This is a genomic window from Alistipes sp. 56_sp_Nov_56_25 (assembly GCF_001915285.1).
Taxonomy (GTDB): Bacteria; Bacteroidota; Bacteroidia; order Bacteroidales; family Rikenellaceae; genus Alistipes; species Alistipes shahii.
In genome coordinates this window covers 16,204-34,122 of record NZ_MNQF01000062.1, presented here as the reverse complement: position 1 = coordinate 34,122, position 17,919 = coordinate 16,204, and the positions used below count along the sequence as shown (strand labels likewise).

Here is a 17,919-nt window from a genome sequence, read left to right as displayed (position 1 = left end):
TTGCGGCACGGCGCTTGTCCGCATATCTTTGTGGCGTCGAAATGAATACCTGATGGCAGGTATAAGTCCCCCTTGGCAAAGGGGAATTGGGGAGGATTGTCAATATGGAACCGGCGCGGTAGGCGCCGTAACGGGAATCCGGTGCATTCCATGTTTGAAATCCGGGCGAAAAAAATTCAATCCGATGCACCGGATTCACGTTGTCTATGTATAAAAATGGTGGATATGCGGGCGACGACCGGATGTGCGATCTGGTCTGCGACCGCTATGCCGTGTTGCAGGTGATGAGCCGTTTCGGCATTGCGCTGGGATTCGGCGACAAGACCATCGCCGAGGTGTGCGCCGAGAGCAGGGTGGACGCCGCGACGTTCCTCGCCGTGGTGAACATGCTGATGAACTTCGGCAACGGCGCGGAGCTGGCCGGCGAGGTCTCGGTCCGTTCGCTGACCGACTATCTGCACAACTCCCACGGCTATTTCCTGGACTTCCGGCTTCCGGCCATCCGGCGGAAACTGATCGAGGCGGTCGACTGCGCCCTAAGCGACGTTTCGTTCGCCATCATGCGCTTTTTCGACGAGTATGCCGCCGAAGTGCAGCGCCACATGTCCTACGAGGAGCAGACCGTTTTTCCGTATGTCGAGTCGCTGCTCTCGGGCGAGAAGAACACGGCCTATTCGATCGACATCTTCCGCCGCCAGCACGACCAGATTGATATCAAGCTGCGCGAGCTGAAGAATATCATCATCAAATACTACCCTTCGGGCAGCTCGAACGAACTCAACGGCGTGCTGTTCGACATCTTCAACTGCGAGCACGAACTCGCCTCGCACAACGCCGTGGAGGACGAACTCTTCATCCCGGCCGTCGAGCGGCTGGCGGCGGCGGGTCCCCGCACGGTGAAACCCGAGCCGTTGAGCGCCCGTGAAAAGGAGATCATCGTCTGCGTGGTAAAGGGCATGACCAACAAACAGATCGCCGATGCGCTCTGCATCTCGGCCCATACCGTGATCACCCACCGCCGCAACATTGCCGCGAAACTGCAAATTCACTCCGCGGCGGGACTTACGATCTACGCCATCGTCAACAAACTGGTCGAACTCTCCGAAATCAAGGACACCATAACCGATCCGCAGCCATGACACACGAACACCATCACCACGAGCGCACGGTTACGTCGCTCAACAAGGCCTTCATTCTGGGCATTGCGCTCAACGTGGCTTTCGTCGTCGTCGAATTCGCCGTCGGCCTCTCCTACGGCTCGATGGGCCTGCTGTCCGATGCCGGGCACAACCTTTCCGACGTCGCCAGCCTGCTGCTGGCCATGCTGGCCTTCCGGCTGGCGCAGGCGCAGGCTACGCCCCGCTACACCTATGGTTACAAGAAAAGCACGGTGCTGATCTCGCTGTTGAACTCGGTGATCCTGCTGATCGCCGTGGGGGTCATCGTCGCCGAGAGCATCGGCCGCATGCTGCATCCCGCGCCGGTCGAAGGCGGCGCCATCGCCTGGACGGCGGGCGTCGGGGTGGCGATCAACGGCTTCACGGCGTGGCTGTTTCTGAAGGACAAGGACCGTGATCTGAATGTCAAGGGCGCATATCTGCACATGGCCGCCGATGCGCTGGTGTCGGTCGGGGTGCTCGTTTCGGGACTCGTGATCTCGTGGACGGGCTGGACGATCGTCGACCCTGTCGTGGGACTGGTCGTCGCCGCGGTGATCGTGGCGTCGGTCTGGTCGCTGACGCGCGACAGCCTGCGTCTGTCGCTCGACGGCGTTCCCGGGGAGATCGACGTGGCCGCGATCGGGCGGAAGATGACGGACGTTCCGGGCGTGAAGGCCGTCCACCACATCCATGTCTGGGCTATCAGTACGACGGAAAACGCCCTGACGGCCCATGTCGTGCTCGAAAGTCTGTCCTGTATGGAGGAGGTGAAACACGATCTGAAAGACCTCCTGAACCATGCCGGAATCCCCCATGCGACGCTCGAATTCGAGTCCGTGGCCGAGCGGTGCGACGACCTGCACGATTGATCTGTCCGTCCGGGCCGAATCGTTCTGTTTAAAGGCGGAATCCCGACCCTGATCGTCAGGGTCGGGATTGTTTTTCTCCGAAAAGGATATGATCTTTATTGCCGGAAGGAAAATGGGTTCAAAAGCAAATGGTGACGCGACTCTTCGGAAGGAGGGGGCCGGTCGGCCGGCCGTTTTTGCGCTACGGCACGGGGTCGTAGCCGCTGCCGCCCCACGGATGGCACTTCGACAGCCGCCGCAGGGCGAGCCACAGTCCTTTCAGGGGGCCGTATTTGCGCAACGCCTCGAGCGCATACTGCGAGCAGGTGGGGGTGAACCGGCACGACGGGGGCGTGAAGGGCGAGATGCAGAGCTGGTAGAACTTCACCAGTCCGATCAGCGGCAGGGCGCAGGCCTGTTTAAAGATGCTCCACGACCGATTCCAGAATCCTGCGGACTGCATTTGCGACGGTTTTATAAGGCAGCGTCTCCTTCGACGAGTAGATCAGCGCCAGGTCCAGGTTGACCGGCCGGCCGTCGTGCAGAATCTGCTTTTGCAGGCGGTAGGCCTCCTTCGTGCGGCGGCGCACGAGGTTGCGTTTGTTGGCCCGTTTGTGGAACTTTTTGGGGACGGAAAAGAGCACCTCGACCGATTGCTCGGTGTCGGGCTCCGCGAACCACACGTAGCGGAACGGGAAGATGAAGCCGCTTTCGCCGCTCTCGAACAGACGGCGCACGGCCCCGAGCGAACGGAGCCTTTCGGTGCGGGGTAGCGAGTGTGCGGACATGGCGGCAGGGGGCTTGCGGCCCTTATTTACGGGATTCCGTGGTCGGACGGCGCGTGCGGCCCTTCTTGGCCAGCTTGTGCTGCTGGCTGCGGATGAACTCTTCCTTGCGGGCGTCGGTCACCAGTTCCACCGGCTCGATCTCCTCGCCTTTCTGCACCTTTTGCAGGTAGATGTCGATGGCCTTGACCATCGAGGGGGCTTCGGGCGTCGGGGCGTTGGCCAGCACGGTGATTCCGGCCCCGAGGGCGGCGCGCAGCGTGCCTTCGCCGAATACCGCCACGGCGGGCAGGCCGTCGGTTCCGAACTTCTCGATGAGGGTTTTCACGTCCGAGGGCGAATAGAGCGCCAGCAGGTCGTAGTCGGCCATTTTAACGTCGTCCAGATCCCCGGCGACCGTGCGGGCCAGGATGACGGGATCGAACGAGAGTTTGAGCTTGGCGAGCGTTTCCGGCAGCTCGGGTTTGTGGGGTTCGCTCAACGCCAGCAGGAATTTCTCCTCCTTGTGTTTGATGATCAGTTCGATGAGCGACGTGAACGAGCCGTCGGCAAACGAGATCTTGCGTTTGCGGTAGACGATGTATTTCTGCAGGTAGAGCGCTACGGCCTCCGTCTGGCAGATGTATTTCATGGTTTCGGGCACGGTGATGCGCGCCTCTTCGCAGATATGGAAAAAACTGTCGACTGTCGTACGCGATGTGAATATGACGGCCGTGTGCGTGAGTATTTCGACCCTTTGGGCGCGGAACTCCTTCAGGGAGACGCCTTCTACGCGGATGAAGGGCCGGTAGGCGATTTCCACGTGGTGTTTCTGGGACAATTCGTAGAACGGGGACTTTTCGATGACAGCGGGCCTCGGCTGCGAAACTAATACACTCTTTACTTTCAATGTTGCGAATTGATTTAGGTTTGTCTTTGCCGTTTCATCTTACTGCAAGCAGCCATAATAGGCTGACAGGGAAGACTTCCACGGTGCAAAGGTACAAAAACCAATGCAAAATCGAAACTTTTTTGGAAAGAAACAGGTTTAATGTCTCCTTGAGGTATAAGACGGCCGCTGCGGCCAATTCGACGGCGATGATGCAGAACCAGACGCCGCCCGTGCCCTGCGGGCAGAGTGCGAAGAGCAGCAGCGGGGGTGAAATGAGGATCATCCCGAGGGCGAAACAGGTGCGTTTGAGCAGCATGAGCTGTGCGATGAAGGGCTGCGAGAGGGTCAGCGCTCCGGCCAGCCGCACGGCGATTGTCTGATAGGCGGCTATGCCCAGCGAGGCGAGCGAAACCAGCAGGCTGAAAATCAGGGCTGCGCCCTGCGGAATGGACGCTGCCAGCCGGCCGGGCATCAGCGTGTCGCTGTATTTGACCGCCGCGACGCCCAGAAAGAGCAGGCCGATGGCGGTGGCGATGTTCAGGAAACGCGAGTAGCCGCTTCCGCCCGGGTCCTCGGAGAAGCGTTTTCCCGTGGCCGCGTCGCGCGAGATGCGGCCCAGCAGCGTGCGCACGTCGCCCAGGTTGCGGTAGAGCAGCATGGCGTAGGTGGCGGCGAGCAGCAGCACGAAACTCTGGAAAACGGCGTTTTCCGCGAGCGGCGGAGGCGGTGCGAGCGGAATGCGTGCGGGTTCCGCGAGGGTCGATTGCGCTCCGAAAATTGCGGCGGAGGTCGTGTCGCGCCATTCGGAAGGGGCTGCACCGGTCGCTGCAACGGAGAACGGCGCGGAACCGCCGTCCGCAAAGGCCGGGTTTGCAAAGGCCGGATTTGCAAAGTTCGTTCCCGCAAAGGCCGTTTCCGCCCGGAGCGTATCCGGACCGGGGACATATCCCGTCCGGGCCGGTGCGTCCGGAGTTCCGGACACCGAGTCCGCCGCAGGCACTGCGGATTGCGTATGTGCCGGCGAGGAGTTCATCAGGCGAAGTGGCGTTTGAGTGTGATGCGAATGGTGGTTCCCTTGCCGATTTCGGAGTCGATGACGGCGATCTTACCCTGGTGGTACTCCTCGACGATGCGGCGCGAGAGCGACAGCCCGAGGCCCCAGCCGCGGGTCTTGGTCGTGAATCCCGGTTCGAAGATGCGTTTCCAGTTGCTCTTGGGAATGCCCTTGCCCGTGTCCTTCACGTCGATCATAACGCTCCTGTCGTCCGACGAAATCCGCACGTCGATGGCTCCGTGGCCTTGCAGGGCGTCGAGCGAGTTTTTCATCAGGTTCTCCACGACCCATTCGAACAGTGCGGCGTTGATGTTGGCCTGCACGGGGGCGATGGCCAGTCCGTTGTAGTCGAGCGTCACGTTGCGGGGAATGCGCTTGCGGAAATACATGACCGATTCGCCCACCACTTCGTTGATGTTCGCCGGGGTGAGGGGCGTCTCGGAGCCGATTTTCGAAAAACGGTCCACGATCTTCATCAGGTGCGTGAGGTCCTTGTTCATCTCCTCGACGGCCGTCTGGTCCACATCCTGCGAACGCAGGTATTCGATCCATCCCAGCAGCGACGAGGTCGGGGTTCCCAGCTGGTGGGCGGTCTCCTTGGCCAGTCCGATCCAGACGCGGTTCTGCTCGTCGTGCTTCGACGAGCGGAAGGCGATGAATCCCAGTGCGATGAAGGCCGTGATGACGAGGAGCTGCACGTAGGGGAAGTAGTAGAGCGACTTGAGCAGCGCCGACTTGCCGTAGAAGATGATGTGGTAATGCTGCGACGACCAGAAGAATTTCACCGGGATCGGCGGGTTGTCGACCGAAAATTTGTCGATCTGTTTCCGGAGCCGTCCGGGATGGTTGATGATCTTCTCGGGGATGAGGTGCGAGTTGATGACTTCGAGGTTCTCGTTGGTGATGATGAACGGGATGTTGTTGCCGTTGGACATGATGTCGGCCACGAACGGGTCCTGGATCGAGCCGCCCAGCACGTCGCGCGTCACGCGCTCCATGGCGTGGGCCCACAGCGCCACGTCGTGCTGCTCCTTCTCCTTGAGCCGCCGGGCCATGTCGTTGGTGTAGAGCAGCGACAGGGCGCCGAGCGTCACCCCGACGACGATCACCACCACCCGGTTGCGGAACGAGAAGAATTCAGTCCTGATTTTCATGTCTTTACTTGCGCTTGGTGTCCTGCTCGCGGGTGATTCGGGCGTACTCTGCGGGATCGCCGAGCACCTCGACGGACTTTTTCACCTCCTTGTCGCCCGACAGCGAGTGCTCGATCACGCCGGCCTGGTAGCCGTGGCGCATGACGATGTCGTTGTTGATCGTCTCGACGACCTGCGTGCGGTAGGTTTCGAGGTTGGTCTGCGTGTCGTCCTTCAACTCGGCCTCCACCTGCTCGAACTTGTTCTTCAAGTCGGCGAAACGGTCGTCCTCGGCGGCTTTTTTCAGCGCCTTGAGCGCCCGGCGGGTGTCCGATTCGTAGGGGACCTTCTTGTCTTGCATGAACTCCGCGAAGTCGGCGTAGTCCTTGTCCGTGATCGAGAAGGTGCGGATGTCGATCTGCCGGCCGGGGTTGCGGCGCGTGTATTCGTCGCCGAAATCCTCGATGAATCCCAGCGCGTAGAGCGTCAGGGCGAAGCGTGAAATGTACTCCGGGTCGGTCGCGATGTCGGGCATCACGCCGCCGCCGTCGTAGACCTTGCGGCCCGCGCGGGTCGTGAACTCCGAGATCAGCGAGTCGGGCACCGCGCGCACCGAACCTTCCTGCGAATGGGAGTAGTCGATGGCCTGGATGCAGCGGCCCGAGGGGATGTAGTATTTGGCCGTGGTGAGTTTGAGCATGGCGTTGTAGCCCAGCGGTCGGGGCGACTGCACGAGTCCCTTGCCGAAACTGCGCTGGCCGATCAGCACCGCGCGGTCGAGGTCCTGCAACGCCCCGGCGACGATCTCCGCCGCCGATGCCGAACTGCCGTTGATCAGCACCGTCAGCGGCAGGTCTGCAAGGATCGGCTCCGTGTCGGTGCGGAACACCTGCTTCGAATCTTCCGAACGCCCCTTGGTGCTGACCACCTCGGTCCCTTTGGGGACGAACATTCCCAGGATTTTGACCGCCTCCTGCATGATGCCGCCGCCGTTGGAGCGGTAGTCGAGCACAAGCCCTTTCAGCGGCTTTTCGGTGCGCAGCCGTTCGATGGCCGCGCGCATCTCCTCGTAGCATCCTTCGGTGAAGTCGCTGTGGCGGATGTAGCCGATGCCGTCGGCGACCCATCCGGCGTAGGGCACGCCCGGGATCGCGATCCGTTCGCGGCGGATCGCCGCCGTCTGCTGCGTGCCGTCGAGGTGCTCGACGGTCACTTTGACCTTGCTGCCCGGCTCGCCCTTGAGACGCGAGGAGACCTGCTCGGTCGTGAAGCCTTTGGCGTCCTTGCCGTCGATCGAGAGGATCTTGTCGCCGATCTTCAGCCCGGCCTTGTCGGCGGGCGATCCCTGGTAGGGCTGCGCGATGCGGACGTAGTCGTCCTTCTGGCGGATGAGCGCCCCGATGCCGTCGTACTTGCCCGTGGTGAGCAGTTCGAAATCCTGCATCCCCTCCTCGGGGATATACTCCGTGTAGGGGTCCAGGTCGCTGACCATGCCGGCGGCGGCCCCCTCCATCAGGCGGTCGGGGTCCACGGGGTCGACGTAGTTGAGCGACAGTTCGCGCATCATGTTGACGGCGATCTCCATGTTGCGGCCCAGTCCGAAGTCGTTGCGGGCGGCGAATGTCAGAAGTCCCGCGGCGCCGACAGCGGCCGCCGCAGTGAGCAGGTAACGGTATTTTCTAATCATTGCGTGTCATGTGTATATACGAATCGAGCCGGTACTGCACCCGGGCGACGCCGCGGCGGATGCCGTCGAGCACGATCCATTGTCCGTACTGTGAAACCTTTATCTCGTCTTCGCCCAGCAGCATCAGCTTCTGGCCGAAATTGTCGGCGCGGAAGGTCATCACCCCGTCTTCGTCCGAACGCAGCGAAAAGCCTGCCGAACGGAACGCGTTCAGGATCTGTTCCCGGTTCTCCTCGATGTCGCCCTCCACCCGGCGCACCACGAACCCGAATCTGGGGTAGACTGCCGCCAGCGCCACGATCGCCGCAAAGAGCATCAGGTAGCGGTCGGTGTGCAGCATGACGTAGAGCGTGTCGTCGAGCGACAGCGCCGAGGTCCCGGTCATCAGCATCAGCCCCATCAGGGCTATACAGAGAACGCACAGGGCGAAGAAATATTTTAACGAACGGACGATATACTTTTTCATGGCGGGCGATAATTATGAATTTTGGATTTTGAATTCTGAATTGATGTTGCCGATTGCGTCGGCAACATCCTGCATCAGCCATTTGGGCGTCGACGTGGCGCCGCAGATGCCCACCGTCGCGGCCCCTTCGAACCATGCGGGGTCGATTTCCGAAGCCTCCTCGACGACGTGCGTGCGCGGGTTGGCCCGGCGGCACACCTCGGAGAGCACCTTGCCGTTCGACGACTTGCGCCCGCAGACGAACACCACGGCGTCGAACCGTCCGGAAAACTCCGTGAGGTGCTGTTCGCGGTTCGATACCTGCCGGCAGATCGTGTCGTCGATGTACACCTGCCCCGCATCGGCGGCCCGGCGGCGCATTTCGGCGCCCAGCCGTTCGAACAGCCCGATGCTCTGCGTGGTCTGCGAAAGGAAATAGACCGGACGCGAGAAGTCGATCAGCTCCAGGTCCTCCACCCGTTCGATCACGATCGTCGGGTCCGCGACCTGCCCCGTGAGGCCCACCACTTCGGCGTGGCCCCGTTTGCCGAGGATCACCACCTGCCCGCCCGTGGGGCGCATCCGTTCGTGGGCCTCCTTCACGCGGCGTTGCAGCCGTGCGACCACCGGGCAGGTGGCGTCGATGATTCCGATGTTCATTTCCCGGGCGGCGGCGTAGGTCGTAGGAGGTTCTCCGTGGGCGCGGATGAAGAGGCGGCAGCCCGCCAGGTGCGGCATGTCGGCGTGGGTCACGGTCCGCAGCCCCAGCTGTTCGAGGCGCTGGACCTCGATGCGGTTGTGGACGATGTCGCCCAGCGAGTAGACCGTGCCGCCCTCCCCGAGGGCGCGTTCGGCCTCCGTGATTGCGCGGACAACGCCGAAGCAGAAGCCCGATTTATCGTCGATCTCAACACGCATAACTGCGTAGTTAAAAATTGAGAATGAAAAATTAAAAATTGGTTGTGAACCGATTCCGGCTTGCAGGCCGAGACCTGTGCCGTCGGATTTTTAATTCTTAATTTTTCATTTTTAATTGGAACTCGTTCATAAACCACGCCATCTGTTCGTCGACACTCATGTGGCTGTTGTCGAGCACGATGGCGTCGTCGGCCTGGCGCAACGGCGATACGGCGCGGCTCATGTCGGCCTTGTCGCGCTCGCGGATGTTGCGTTCGACCTCCTCCATCGTCACCGACATGCCCTTGCCCGTCAGCTCCTTGTAGCGGCGGCAGGCGCGCACGGCGGTGTCGGCCGTCATAAACAGTTTCAGCTCGGCGTCGGGGAACACCACCGTGCCGATGTCCCGGCCGTCCATCACCACGCCCCGGCGGCGGCCCATCTCCTGCTGCATGGCCACCAGTTTGCGGCGCACCTCGGGGATGGCGCTCACGCGGCTCACGCAGTTCGAGACCTCGATGGTGCGGATCTTGCCCTCGACCAGATCGCCGTTGACGTAGATGTCGCTGGCCCCGCGCTCGGGGTTGAAGCGGAAGGTGATCGAAATGCGGTCCAGCAGCTTCACGACGGCCTCTTCGTCGACGATGCCCGAACGGATGGCCCCGTGCTCGAGGGCGTAGAGCGTCACGGCGCGGTACATGGCGCCCGTGTCGATGAAGATATAGCCCAGGCGGGCCGCGATGGCTTTGGCGAAGGTGCTTTTTCCGCACGACGAAAAGCCGTCGACGGCAATGATGATCCTGTGTTTAGTGTCCGACATTGGGGAATATATCAAAGAAGGTCGATAATATGGTGTAAATGCCTAATATGCCGATGATGAGTCCCGCGACGTGGTTGATCGTGAGCATGTGCCGCGGACGGAAGCGGCGGCGGAAGAGGTTGATGACGAAGGCCAGCAGGGTCCACCACGCCACCGCGCCGCCGAAGAACCCGGCGATGACGAACAGTGAGCGCATGAAGCCCCCGAAGGTGTGGTCGGCCATGTCGCCGCCCGAAATCTTGAACACCGCGAAGAAGGCCAGGATGTAGGGGATGACCATGATGAAATTGGCGATCGTAAGCCCGAAGATCGAGGCGAAATCCTGCCACAGCGAGGTTTTGCCCGCGCGGTTGCGGCGGATTTGCGGCACGGGATTCTGTGCGAAGATGAAAACGCCGACGATCACCACGAAGATGCCGCCGATCACCCGCAGCAGCGTGTTGTACTGTTCGATCTGGGTCTGGAGCATCGAGTAGAAGAACAGTGCGGCCATGGCCATGAACGTATCGGCGCAGGCGACGCCGATGCCTGAAACGATGCCCGAGCGGCGGCTTTTCGACAGCGTGCGCTGGATGCAGAGCACTGCCACGGGACCTACCGTGATCGAAGCGGCGACGCCTACGCAGATGCCGCGGAACAGGGTTTCGACGATTTCAAATGCCATTTTTTCGGTTTGCTGCGCGTCAGCGACGCACCTGTTACTTACTATCGCCCCTGCGCGGAAGACGGCCCGGAAAAAGGCGTTGTCTTCGGCTCTGCGGCGGCTTTCCGTATTTGCGAAGCAAAGATACAAAAAAGCTCCGACATCCGCCTATGAAAAGGCAAAAAAAGGGTGCGGCGGGTTGTCCCGCGGGTCGGATATGTTGATAAAATATCGAAAACTTTGGCCCCGGGCTTGCATATCGTTCGTTGAAAATGAATAAATTTGCAGAAACAGTACTCCACAATGGCAGAGATGAAACAATTCGGCATCGACCTCGAACTGGACGACGCCGTGGCCCAGGGCCACTATTCGAACCTGGCGATCATATCGCACTCCACTTCGGAGTTCATCATCGACTTCGCGACGGTCCTGCCCGGTGTGCAGAAGGCGCGCGTCAAGAGCCGCATCATTCTTACGCCCGAGCATGCCAAACGGTTGCTGCGCTCGTTGCAGGAGAACATCGTGCGCTACGAAAGCAACGTGGGCAAGATCGAGATTCCCTCGCCCCAGCCCACGCCCGACGCGGGTCCCAAGATGGGTCAGGCCTGAAAACCGGCGGCGCTGCACGGCAGCGCCTTTTTTTGCGCCCGGCGCGTCGTGTCACGTTTTTGTCACGGCCGAAAATTTTGCGGCGTGGAAAAAAACGTTACTTTTGTGGCAAAAGTCCAGATTCCGCCATGCCCACACCCTCGCCGTCAGACCAGCGGTTGTTCGAAGGCATCCGATTCGGCAACGAGGCCGATTTCGAATGCTTCTTCCGGCGTTACTATCCCCGATTGGTGAACTATGCCGCCCGGTTCGTCGCCGGGCATGAAACGGCGCGCGATCTGGTGCAGGACAGTTTTGCACGCCTGTGGGAGCGGCGGTGTGAACTGCGCGAGCTGGATCTGGCCTCGCTGCTGTTCACGATGGTGCGCAATGCCTGTCTCAATTATCTGAAACACAACGGTGTCGTGGCGCGTCACGAACTGGAGTACACGGCCCGCATGCGGGGTGAGGAGCGGATTTACAGCTACGATTTTTTGAGCGACGCCGAGCAGCCCTGCCTTTACGAGGAGTTGCAGCGCGAGGTGCAGAAGGCTGTCGACGCGCTGCCCGACCGCTGCCGCGAGGTTTTCCGGATGAGCCGCTTCGAAGGGCTGAAAAACCGCGAAATCGCCGCGCGGCTGGGCATCTCCGAGACGGCCGTCGAGAAACACCTGGCCCGTGCCGTCGGCCGGCTGGGCGAGCATTTGCGGCGAAGCTGTTCGTTCGAACTTTCGGTGGCCGTGCTTTCGTGCCTGCTGGCGAATTACCTGTAAAATCGGATAGACGATCATTGACCCGGCAGCGGAGATTTCTCTCTCCGCTGTTGTCGTTTTTTTCTTTTTGCGACTTTTTTTGATTTTTTTGTGATCGGGAGGGTTGGGGAAAGGCAAATTCGGTTGTTTTAAAATATGTAACGGAAATGGAAGAGATGAAATTCGATCAGGAAGAGATGCGGCGTCTGGCCGGACGCTATTTTGCGGGAGAGATCGCTGCCGAGGAGGAGCGCGAGTTGTTCCGCTTCGTCACCTCCGACGCTGCGTGCCGCAGGCAGTTCGCTGCGTGGCGGCTCGAATGGGAGGCGATGCCGGCATCGGACGCCGCGACCGACCGCGACTGGCGCCGCCTGCGGTCGCGTATCCGCCTGCAAGGGTCCGCGAGGAGCGCCCGTCCGGGGCGGTTCGCTGCGGTATGGCGTGCCGCGGCTGCCGTGGCGGTGGTGTGCGCGACCTTCTTCGGCGCGCGGCTCTACGACCGCCTGCTGCTGGAGCGCGCCACGGAGCGCTACACCGTGACCACGAAGAGCGGCGACCGCAGCACGGTCTGCCTGCCCGACGGGACGCAGGTGCGGCTCAACGGGTCGTCGACGCTGACCTATCCGGCCAATTTCAACGCCACGAACCGCTCCGTCGAGCTTTCGGGGGCCGCCTACTTCGACGTTTCGCCCGATGAAAAGCACCGTTTCGAGGTGAAGGTCGGAAACTGTTCGGTGGTGGTCAAGGGTACGAAATTCGACGTGACGGCCTATCCCGACGACTCGCTCATCACCACCACGCTGCTCGAAGGGGCCGTCGGTTTCACCGCGCCGCGCGGGGAGACCTTGCTCCGCCCGGGCGAGTCGCTCACCTACGACCGTTTCGCCGAGACCACGGCCATCACGCACGTCAACACGGCGCAGTACCTGGCCTGGATCGAAGGGCGCATCGAGTTCATCGACGTGACGATCGTGCAGTTGTGCGAGAGCCTGAGCAGCCTTTACGGCGTTGAAATCACGCTCGACGACCGCCTGCGCGCCGACGGGACTTTCATCACCATCCGCTTGAGCAACCAGGAGTCGCTCGACAGCGTTCTGAAGGCCCTCGACCTGATCGTTCCGGTCTCGGTCCACCGGCAAGGCCCTTCGGTGCGTCTCTCGGCCAAGTGACGCCGCATCCTGAAACAACTTTAAAACAACCAATACCTTAAACAAATGAAGCAATTCTCCAATCTGAAACGGGCGTTTCTGCCGTGCCTGTTCGTGTTGCTGACGCTCCCGGCGTGGGGGCAGATGCAGCCCGTCACGAAGAACTTCCGGAAAACGCCTCTCAAAAACGTGCTCAAGGAGGTGGAGGCCCAGACCGGGCTGTCGATCATGTACGACACCCGGGAGCTGAACCTCGAACGTCCGGTCACGGCTTCGTTCGACCGCACGCCCGTGTCGCAGGTGCTGCGCGAGGTGCTCGACCGCACCGTCCAGTATTCGATCAAGGACAAGATGATCGTGATCTACAAGGCGTCGGCGACTCCCCCCCCCGCAGCCGGGACGGGTAAGACCCTGACAGGCACGGTGCTGGACGAAACGGGAGCGCCGATGGTGGGCGCCGCCGTCGCCACGCCCGACGGACGCCGCGGCACGGTCACCGACAGCAACGGCCGCTATTCGCTGACGCTCGGCGCCGGCGACGCTCTGATTTCGGTCTCCTACCTGGGCTACGTCACCCGGCAGATCGTCATCGGCGACCGTACGGAGGTCGACGTCAACCTGGTCCCCGATGCCAAAAACACCATCAACGAGGTGGTGGTCATCGGTTACGGCGCGGTGAAGAAATCCGACCTGACGGGTTCGGTCTCCAACGTGAAGATGTCCGACATCCGCGACGTGCCCAACACGTCGGTCGACCAGGCTCTGCAAGGCCGCATCGCCGGTGTGGACATCATGTCGACTTCGGGTGCGCCGGGAGCCACGACTTCGATCCGCGTGCGCGGCACGCGTTCGATCTCGGCGTCGAACGAACCGCTGATCGTCGTCGACGGCGTGATCGACGCCGTGAGCGACCTGAACGACATCAACTCGGCCGACATCGAGCAGATCTCGGTCCTCAAGGACGCCTCGTCGACGGCCATCTACGGCTCGCGCGGCGCCAACGGCGTGATTATCGTCACCACGCGGCAGGGCGTCACCTCGAAGCCGTCGGTCACGGCCAAGGCTGAATTCGGCGTCTCGAAACTCGCCCGCGACCTCGATCTGATGGACGCGCAGGAGTTCGTCCGCTACCTCAACGACCGGAACTATTTCTCCTCGCGCGATCCGCAGCGTCCGCCGCGCTTCGACCCTTCGGAGTACGGGCGCGGGACCGACTGGATCGACGAGATCACCCGCACGGCTCTCTATCAGAACTATAACCTTTCGGTCAGCGGCCGCAGTCAGAAGTCGAGCTACTTCGCGGCGCTCGGCGGCAACGATACGCAGGGCATCGTCGACGGCAGCGGATTCCGCCGCATCACGGCCCGTCTGAATCTTTCGTACGACTTCGCCAAGTGGCTGACCGTCGGTTTCAAGGGCAGCTATACCTTCCGCGACGAGAATCCCAACCGGGCGACCATCGGCGGCGCGAACATCTGGGACGGCGCCGTCTACCTGGCCCCGACGATGGGTCCCAAAGACTACATCAACCCCCTCTACGAGAACGGCGTGCGCATTGATACGCCCCGCGCCAAGATCGACTGCAACGAGAACGAGAGCGAGCGCATGACCAATACCGACGTGCTGGAGTTCACGATCAAGCCCGTGCGCGGGCTGATCATCAAGAGTCAGAACTCCTATATGGTCTACCAGCGTCACGACTACCAGTTCTGGCCCAGCTATCTGCCGAAGCGCACCGAGGGCGAAGGGGCCGATGCCTACCGTTACGAGGGCGACGCACGCCGCCTGACTTCGGAAAATACGGTCTCCTATTCGAAGAAATTCGCCTCGGGGCACTATTTCGATGCGATGGCGGGCTTCTCGGCCACGCACGAAACGGCCAACTTTTTCTCGCTGAAGGCCGAAGGGTTGCTCACCGACGACCTGAAGTGGAACAACATGAACAGCATCGGCAGCAAGGAGAACTACAACGCTTCGACCAGCTCGAACAAAGTCGTGCGCGAGTCGGTGCTCATGCGCCTGAACTACAACTACAAGAGCCGCTACTACTTCACCTTCACGGGGCGTTACGACGGGTCGTCGAACTTCGCCGAGAACAACAAATGGGGTTTCTTCCCTTCGGCGGCCGTCAAGTGGAACGCCAAGAACGAGAATTTCCTCAAGCAGGTGCGCTGGCTCGATGAACTGTCGCTGCGCCTGAGCGCCGGACGCACGGGTAACGACGCCATCGCGACCTACCGTTCGCTCGAAGCCTACGGCACGACCACCAACGGTTATCTGTTCGGCGGCACGCAGTCGGCGTCGTTCTTCCCTTCGCGTGTGGCCAATCCCAACCTGACGTGGGAGAAAACCACGCTCTACAATGCGGGTCTCGATTTTTCGGCCTTCGACGGCCGCCTGAACATCACCGTCGACGGCTACTATTCGACCACCCGCGACCTGCTGCTTTCCTTGCAGACGATCCATACGACGGGTTACACGAGCCGTTTCACGAACCTGGGCAAGACGTCGAACCGCGGCGTCGAGGTCTCGGTCGAGAGCCGTAACATCGTGAAGCCGAAATTCGGCTGGACGACGAGTTTCACCCTTTCGCACAACAAGCAGATGGTCGACGACATCGGCCACGAAGAGTACGTTTCGTGTCTCGAAAGCGGCGGCAATACCAACTACATGATGTATGGCTACAAGACGGGCTATCCGCTCAATGCACTCTGGGGATTCCAGTACGCCGGGGTCTGGAAGACGACCGACCAGTTCGAGCGCAATCGCTTTACCAAGAGTTATATATCCTCTTCGACGGGCAGCGACGCCCAGCTGATGCTGGGGTATCCCAAGTACGTCGATCAGAACCGAGACGGCATTCTGTCGGAGGAGGACCTGATCTATCTGGGCAACTCCGACCCCGTGCTTTACGGCGGTTTGCAGAACACCTTCAACATCGGCGGTCTGCGCATCGGATTCTACTTCTCCTATTCGCTGGGCGGCAAGATCTACAACTACTCCGAGCTTGCGATGGCCGGCGGTTACGCCACCAACCAGTACCGCTACATGCTCGACGCGTGGCATCCCGTGCGCAACCCGGATTCCGACCTGCCCCGTGCGGGAACCGACGACCGACTGGTTCCCAGTTCGTTGCAGGTGCACGATGCCTCGTACCTGCGTCTGAAGAACGCCACGGTCTCCTATACGTTCGACTTGCGGAAGAAAACCCGCCTGCTGCGCGACATCACGCTGGCCGTCACGGGCGAGAACCTCTGGCTCTGGACCAAGTACAACGGTTTCGACCCCGACGTTTCGAGCGAGGGGACCAGTTCGACCCTGCGCCGCGTCGACATGGGCGCCTATCCCCGTTCGCGGATGTTCGTGTTCAGCATCCAGCTGCGTTATTAAATCCACCCGACAATTTCCGAAGAAGATGAAAAACTTCAATCAATTCATACTGACGCTCCTCGCGGCGGGACTGTTCGCCTCCTGTTCGCTGACGGAGGAGCCGACCTCGTTCGTCAACCGCAAATCGTTCTACAAGAACGAGTCGCAGTGCATTGCGGCGCTCAATTCGTGTTACATGCCTGCGAATGCGATCTATACGGCCAACTTCATGCTGGTCACCGAGGCCTGCACCGACATCTGGTACTCCTCCTCGACGACCGTCGACGCCTGCCTCGACGTGACTCCCGCCAAGCCGCAATACGGCAAGAACGTCTGGACGCAGGGTTACAAAGGCGTCATGTACTGCAACGAGTGCGTCGAGTGCATCTCGTCCGCCGACCTGGCCGACGGGGTGAAGATGCCTCTGGCGGCCGAAGCCCGCGTGATGCGCGCGTTTTACTACTATGTGCTGACCTGCATGTTCGGCGACGTGCCGTTCTACACCACGATGGTCGACACCGACCAGCGGCTGGCCGAAATCCGCCGCCTGCCCCGAACCCCGGCCCATGAAATCCGCCAGGAGCTGTACGATGACCTGGAGCGGAACGCACTGCCGTGGTTCACCGCCGAGAACGGGCGCAAGTGCCGCGCCTCGGAGGCCGTCGACAACCGTTCGGGCTATGCGCTGGCGCTGATGCTGATGGCAAAGTTCGCCATGTGGAACGAGGACTGGAACGGGGCGCTGGTCCCCCTGCAAGCCCTTGAGGAGCTTTACGGCGACTTCAACGAAGGCAACTATCCGCTGGCCGAGACCCAGTGGCGCTACAAGAACCCTGCGGAGTCCATCTTCGAGATCCAGCACGCCTGGTCGCTCACCGGCACGCAGTACAACGGCAACGTGGCGGCGATCATGATGCCCACGCACAACGGAGACGGGGTCTTCGACGGCGTACCCCTGAAGGGTTACGGCACGTCGATGCCCGGCTGGTCGTCGCTGCGGGCCAACAACCGCTATGCGATCTTCCGCCCCGCGACGGGCAATACGCAGACCGAGAATGCGGCCTACGTCGACGCGCTGTTCAACCCCCTGCCCCTGACCTACGACACCTACGACGCGACGCTGAACCGCTATACGGTGAAGATCGACCGCGAGGCGCTGGCCGCCGGGGAGATCCGCGGGCAGAAGATCGACCGCCGCGTGCAGTACTTCCTCGGCCTGGGCGACCTGGAGGCGGGCGAGACCTTCAAGATCACGCACAACTACGGAGTGCCCTGGCCCGGTCCGAAATTCTGGTGTCCGGACATCGAGCAGAACTACGATTCGAACAACTACCGCATTTTCCGCTATGCCGACGCCATTCTGATGATGGCCGAATGTTACTGCAACCTGGAGAACGCCGAGGAGACGATGCGTTACCTGAACATGGTCCGCCAGCGTGCGGGCGTCGATCCCGTCACCAACTTCACGGGCTTCGAGGACCTCACGCTGGCTGTCCGCTGCGAGCGCGCCCGGGAGCTGGGCGGCGAGTTCCAGCGCAAGTTCGACCTCGTGCGCTGGGGCATCTGGTACGACCAGACCTACGCCTATACCAACAACGCGACGCTCAAGGGCAAGATGCGCCCCTGCCACCGCTACTATCCCATTCCCGACGCGCAGTGCGCCCTTTCGGGCTACGTGCTGACCAACGACGAATACCTTGCCGACGGATTATAAAAACC

17 protein-coding genes are annotated in these 17,919 nt (G+C 61.2%); 7 read left to right on the top strand and 10 right to left on the bottom strand.

Going from position 1 to position 17,919, the window contains the following annotated elements:
* The first annotated feature begins 206 nt into the window (after nucleotides 1-206).
* Complete coding sequence (locus BHV64_RS09960) at nucleotides 207-1,139, top strand: helix-turn-helix transcriptional regulator (protein WP_022061437.1); 933 nt, start codon at nucleotides 207-209, stop codon at nucleotides 1,137-1,139.
* Nucleotides 1,136-2,029: a cation diffusion facilitator family transporter gene (locus BHV64_RS09955; RefSeq protein WP_217727610.1), complete on the top strand. Its 894-nt coding sequence runs from the start codon at nucleotides 1,136-1,138 to the stop codon at nucleotides 2,027-2,029. The genes BHV64_RS09960 and BHV64_RS09955 overlap by 4 nt, the downstream gene beginning before the upstream one ends.
* 181 nt (nucleotides 2,030-2,210) lie before the next feature.
* Here the strand turns inward: BHV64_RS09955 and yidD are convergent, their stop codons facing one another.
* The 10 genes from yidD to BHV64_RS09905 form a co-directional block, all read right to left on the bottom strand.
* The gene (gene yidD, locus BHV64_RS09950; RefSeq protein ID WP_022061435.1) at nucleotides 2,211-2,471 is read right to left on the bottom strand and encodes a membrane protein insertion efficiency factor YidD; all 261 of its coding nucleotides are present in this window, start codon (nucleotides 2,469-2,471) and stop codon (nucleotides 2,211-2,213) included.
* Nucleotides 2,428-2,796 carry a ribonuclease P protein component gene (locus tag BHV64_RS09945; protein WP_015546818.1) on the bottom strand — a complete coding sequence of 123 codons (369 nt, stop codon included), beginning with the start codon at nucleotides 2,794-2,796 and terminating at the stop codon, nucleotides 2,428-2,430. The genes yidD and BHV64_RS09945 overlap by 44 nt, the downstream gene beginning before the upstream one ends.
* A 22-nt stretch (nucleotides 2,797-2,818) precedes the next feature.
* Nucleotides 2,819-3,682 carry a uroporphyrinogen-III synthase gene (locus BHV64_RS09940; RefSeq protein WP_022061434.1) on the bottom strand — a complete coding sequence of 288 codons (864 nt, stop codon included), beginning with the start codon at nucleotides 3,680-3,682 and terminating at the stop codon, nucleotides 2,819-2,821.
* Nucleotides 3,683-3,716: 34 nt separating this feature from the next.
* The gene (locus tag BHV64_RS09935; protein WP_276769989.1) at nucleotides 3,717-4,697 is read right to left on the bottom strand and encodes a DUF4271 domain-containing protein; all 981 of its coding nucleotides are present in this window, start codon (nucleotides 4,695-4,697) and stop codon (nucleotides 3,717-3,719) included.
* Nucleotides 4,697-5,872, bottom strand: a complete 1,176-nt coding sequence (locus tag BHV64_RS09930; protein ID WP_022061432.1) for a sensor histidine kinase — start codon at nucleotides 5,870-5,872, stop codon at nucleotides 4,697-4,699. Before BHV64_RS09930 ends, BHV64_RS09935 begins: the two co-directional genes overlap by 1 nt.
* A gap of 4 nt (nucleotides 5,873-5,876) precedes the next feature.
* Entirely contained in the window at nucleotides 5,877-7,538 is a 1,662-nt protein-coding gene (locus tag BHV64_RS09925; protein WP_288115816.1) for a S41 family peptidase, read from the bottom strand.
* Nucleotides 7,531-8,004, bottom strand: coding sequence for a hypothetical protein (locus BHV64_RS09920; RefSeq protein WP_118406347.1), 474 nt, complete (start codon nucleotides 8,002-8,004; stop codon nucleotides 7,531-7,533). The genes BHV64_RS09925 and BHV64_RS09920 overlap by 8 nt, the downstream gene beginning before the upstream one ends.
* A 12-nt stretch (nucleotides 8,005-8,016) precedes the next feature.
* Nucleotides 8,017-8,901, bottom strand: a complete 885-nt coding sequence (locus BHV64_RS09915; protein ID WP_288115815.1) for a 4-hydroxy-3-methylbut-2-enyl diphosphate reductase — start codon at nucleotides 8,899-8,901, stop codon at nucleotides 8,017-8,019.
* 97 nt (nucleotides 8,902-8,998) lie between these two features.
* Nucleotides 8,999-9,700: a (d)CMP kinase gene (gene cmk / locus BHV64_RS09910; protein WP_015546812.1), complete on the bottom strand. Its 702-nt coding sequence runs from the start codon at nucleotides 9,698-9,700 to the stop codon at nucleotides 8,999-9,001.
* Entirely contained in the window at nucleotides 9,687-10,364 is a 678-nt protein-coding gene (locus BHV64_RS09905) for a LysE family translocator (RefSeq protein WP_015546811.1), read from the bottom strand. Before BHV64_RS09905 ends, cmk begins: the two co-directional genes overlap by 14 nt.
* A 282-nt stretch (nucleotides 10,365-10,646) precedes the next feature.
* Here BHV64_RS09905 and BHV64_RS09900 point away from each other — a divergent pair, with 282 nt between their 5' ends.
* The 5 genes from BHV64_RS09900 (at nucleotide 10,647) to BHV64_RS09880 (ending at nucleotide 17,914) form a co-directional block, all read left to right on the top strand.
* Nucleotides 10,647-10,952, top strand: coding sequence for a DUF3467 domain-containing protein (locus tag BHV64_RS09900; RefSeq protein ID WP_015546810.1), 306 nt, complete (start codon nucleotides 10,647-10,649; stop codon nucleotides 10,950-10,952).
* A 128-nt stretch (nucleotides 10,953-11,080) separates the two neighbouring features.
* Entirely contained in the window at nucleotides 11,081-11,704 is a 624-nt protein-coding gene (locus tag BHV64_RS09895; RefSeq protein WP_044054217.1) for an RNA polymerase sigma-70 factor, read from the top strand.
* A 146-nt stretch (nucleotides 11,705-11,850) separates the two neighbouring features.
* Nucleotides 11,851-12,852, top strand: coding sequence for a FecR domain-containing protein (locus BHV64_RS09890; protein WP_015546809.1), 1,002 nt, complete (start codon nucleotides 11,851-11,853; stop codon nucleotides 12,850-12,852).
* A gap of 45 nt (nucleotides 12,853-12,897) precedes the next feature.
* Nucleotides 12,898-16,221 (top strand): SusC/RagA family TonB-linked outer membrane protein, encoded by a 3,324-nt coding sequence (locus tag BHV64_RS09885; protein ID WP_229028826.1) that lies wholly within the window; start codon nucleotides 12,898-12,900, stop codon nucleotides 16,219-16,221.
* A 25-nt stretch (nucleotides 16,222-16,246) separates the two neighbouring features.
* On the top strand, nucleotides 16,247-17,914 hold the full coding sequence (locus tag BHV64_RS09880; RefSeq protein ID WP_015546807.1) for a RagB/SusD family nutrient uptake outer membrane protein: 1,668 nt from the start codon (nucleotides 16,247-16,249) through the stop codon (nucleotides 17,912-17,914).
* The last annotated feature ends 5 nt before the right edge of the window (nucleotides 17,915-17,919 follow it).

Bases quoted from the DNA above. Each gene is read 5' to 3' on its own strand.
- BHV64_RS09960 (WP_022061437.1), top strand. From the start codon at position 207: ATGTATAAAAATGGTGGATATGCGGGCGACGACCGGATGTGCGATCTG.
- BHV64_RS09955 (WP_217727610.1), top strand. From the start codon at position 1,136: ATGACACACGAACACCATCACCACGAGCGCACGGTTACGTCGCTCAAC.
- yidD (WP_022061435.1), bottom strand. From the start codon at position 2,471: ATGCAGTCCGCAGGATTCTGGAATCGGTCGTGGAGCATCTTTAAACAG.
- BHV64_RS09945 (WP_015546818.1), bottom strand. From the start codon at position 2,796: ATGTCCGCACACTCGCTACCCCGCACCGAAAGGCTCCGTTCGCTCGGG.
- BHV64_RS09935 (WP_276769989.1), bottom strand. From the start codon at position 4,697: ATGAACTCCTCGCCGGCACATACGCAATCCGCAGTGCCTGCGGCGGAC.
- BHV64_RS09930 (WP_022061432.1), bottom strand. From the start codon at position 5,872: ATGAAAATCAGGACTGAATTCTTCTCGTTCCGCAACCGGGTGGTGGTG.
- BHV64_RS09925 (WP_288115816.1), bottom strand. From the start codon at position 7,538: ATGATTAGAAAATACCGTTACCTGCTCACTGCGGCGGCCGCTGTCGGC.
- BHV64_RS09920 (WP_118406347.1), bottom strand. From the start codon at position 8,004: ATGAAAAAGTATATCGTCCGTTCGTTAAAATATTTCTTCGCCCTGTGC.
- BHV64_RS09915 (WP_288115815.1), bottom strand. From the start codon at position 8,901: ATGCGTGTTGAGATCGACGATAAATCGGGCTTCTGCTTCGGCGTTGTC.
- cmk (WP_015546812.1), bottom strand. From the start codon at position 9,700: ATGTCGGACACTAAACACAGGATCATCATTGCCGTCGACGGCTTTTCG.
- BHV64_RS09905 (WP_015546811.1), bottom strand. From the start codon at position 10,364: ATGGCATTTGAAATCGTCGAAACCCTGTTCCGCGGCATCTGCGTAGGC.
- BHV64_RS09900 (WP_015546810.1), top strand. From the start codon at position 10,647: ATGGCAGAGATGAAACAATTCGGCATCGACCTCGAACTGGACGACGCC.
- BHV64_RS09895 (WP_044054217.1), top strand. From the start codon at position 11,081: ATGCCCACACCCTCGCCGTCAGACCAGCGGTTGTTCGAAGGCATCCGA.
- BHV64_RS09890 (WP_015546809.1), top strand. From the start codon at position 11,851: ATGGAAGAGATGAAATTCGATCAGGAAGAGATGCGGCGTCTGGCCGGA.
- BHV64_RS09885 (WP_229028826.1), top strand. From the start codon at position 12,898: ATGAAGCAATTCTCCAATCTGAAACGGGCGTTTCTGCCGTGCCTGTTC.
- BHV64_RS09880 (WP_015546807.1), top strand. From the start codon at position 16,247: ATGAAAAACTTCAATCAATTCATACTGACGCTCCTCGCGGCGGGACTG.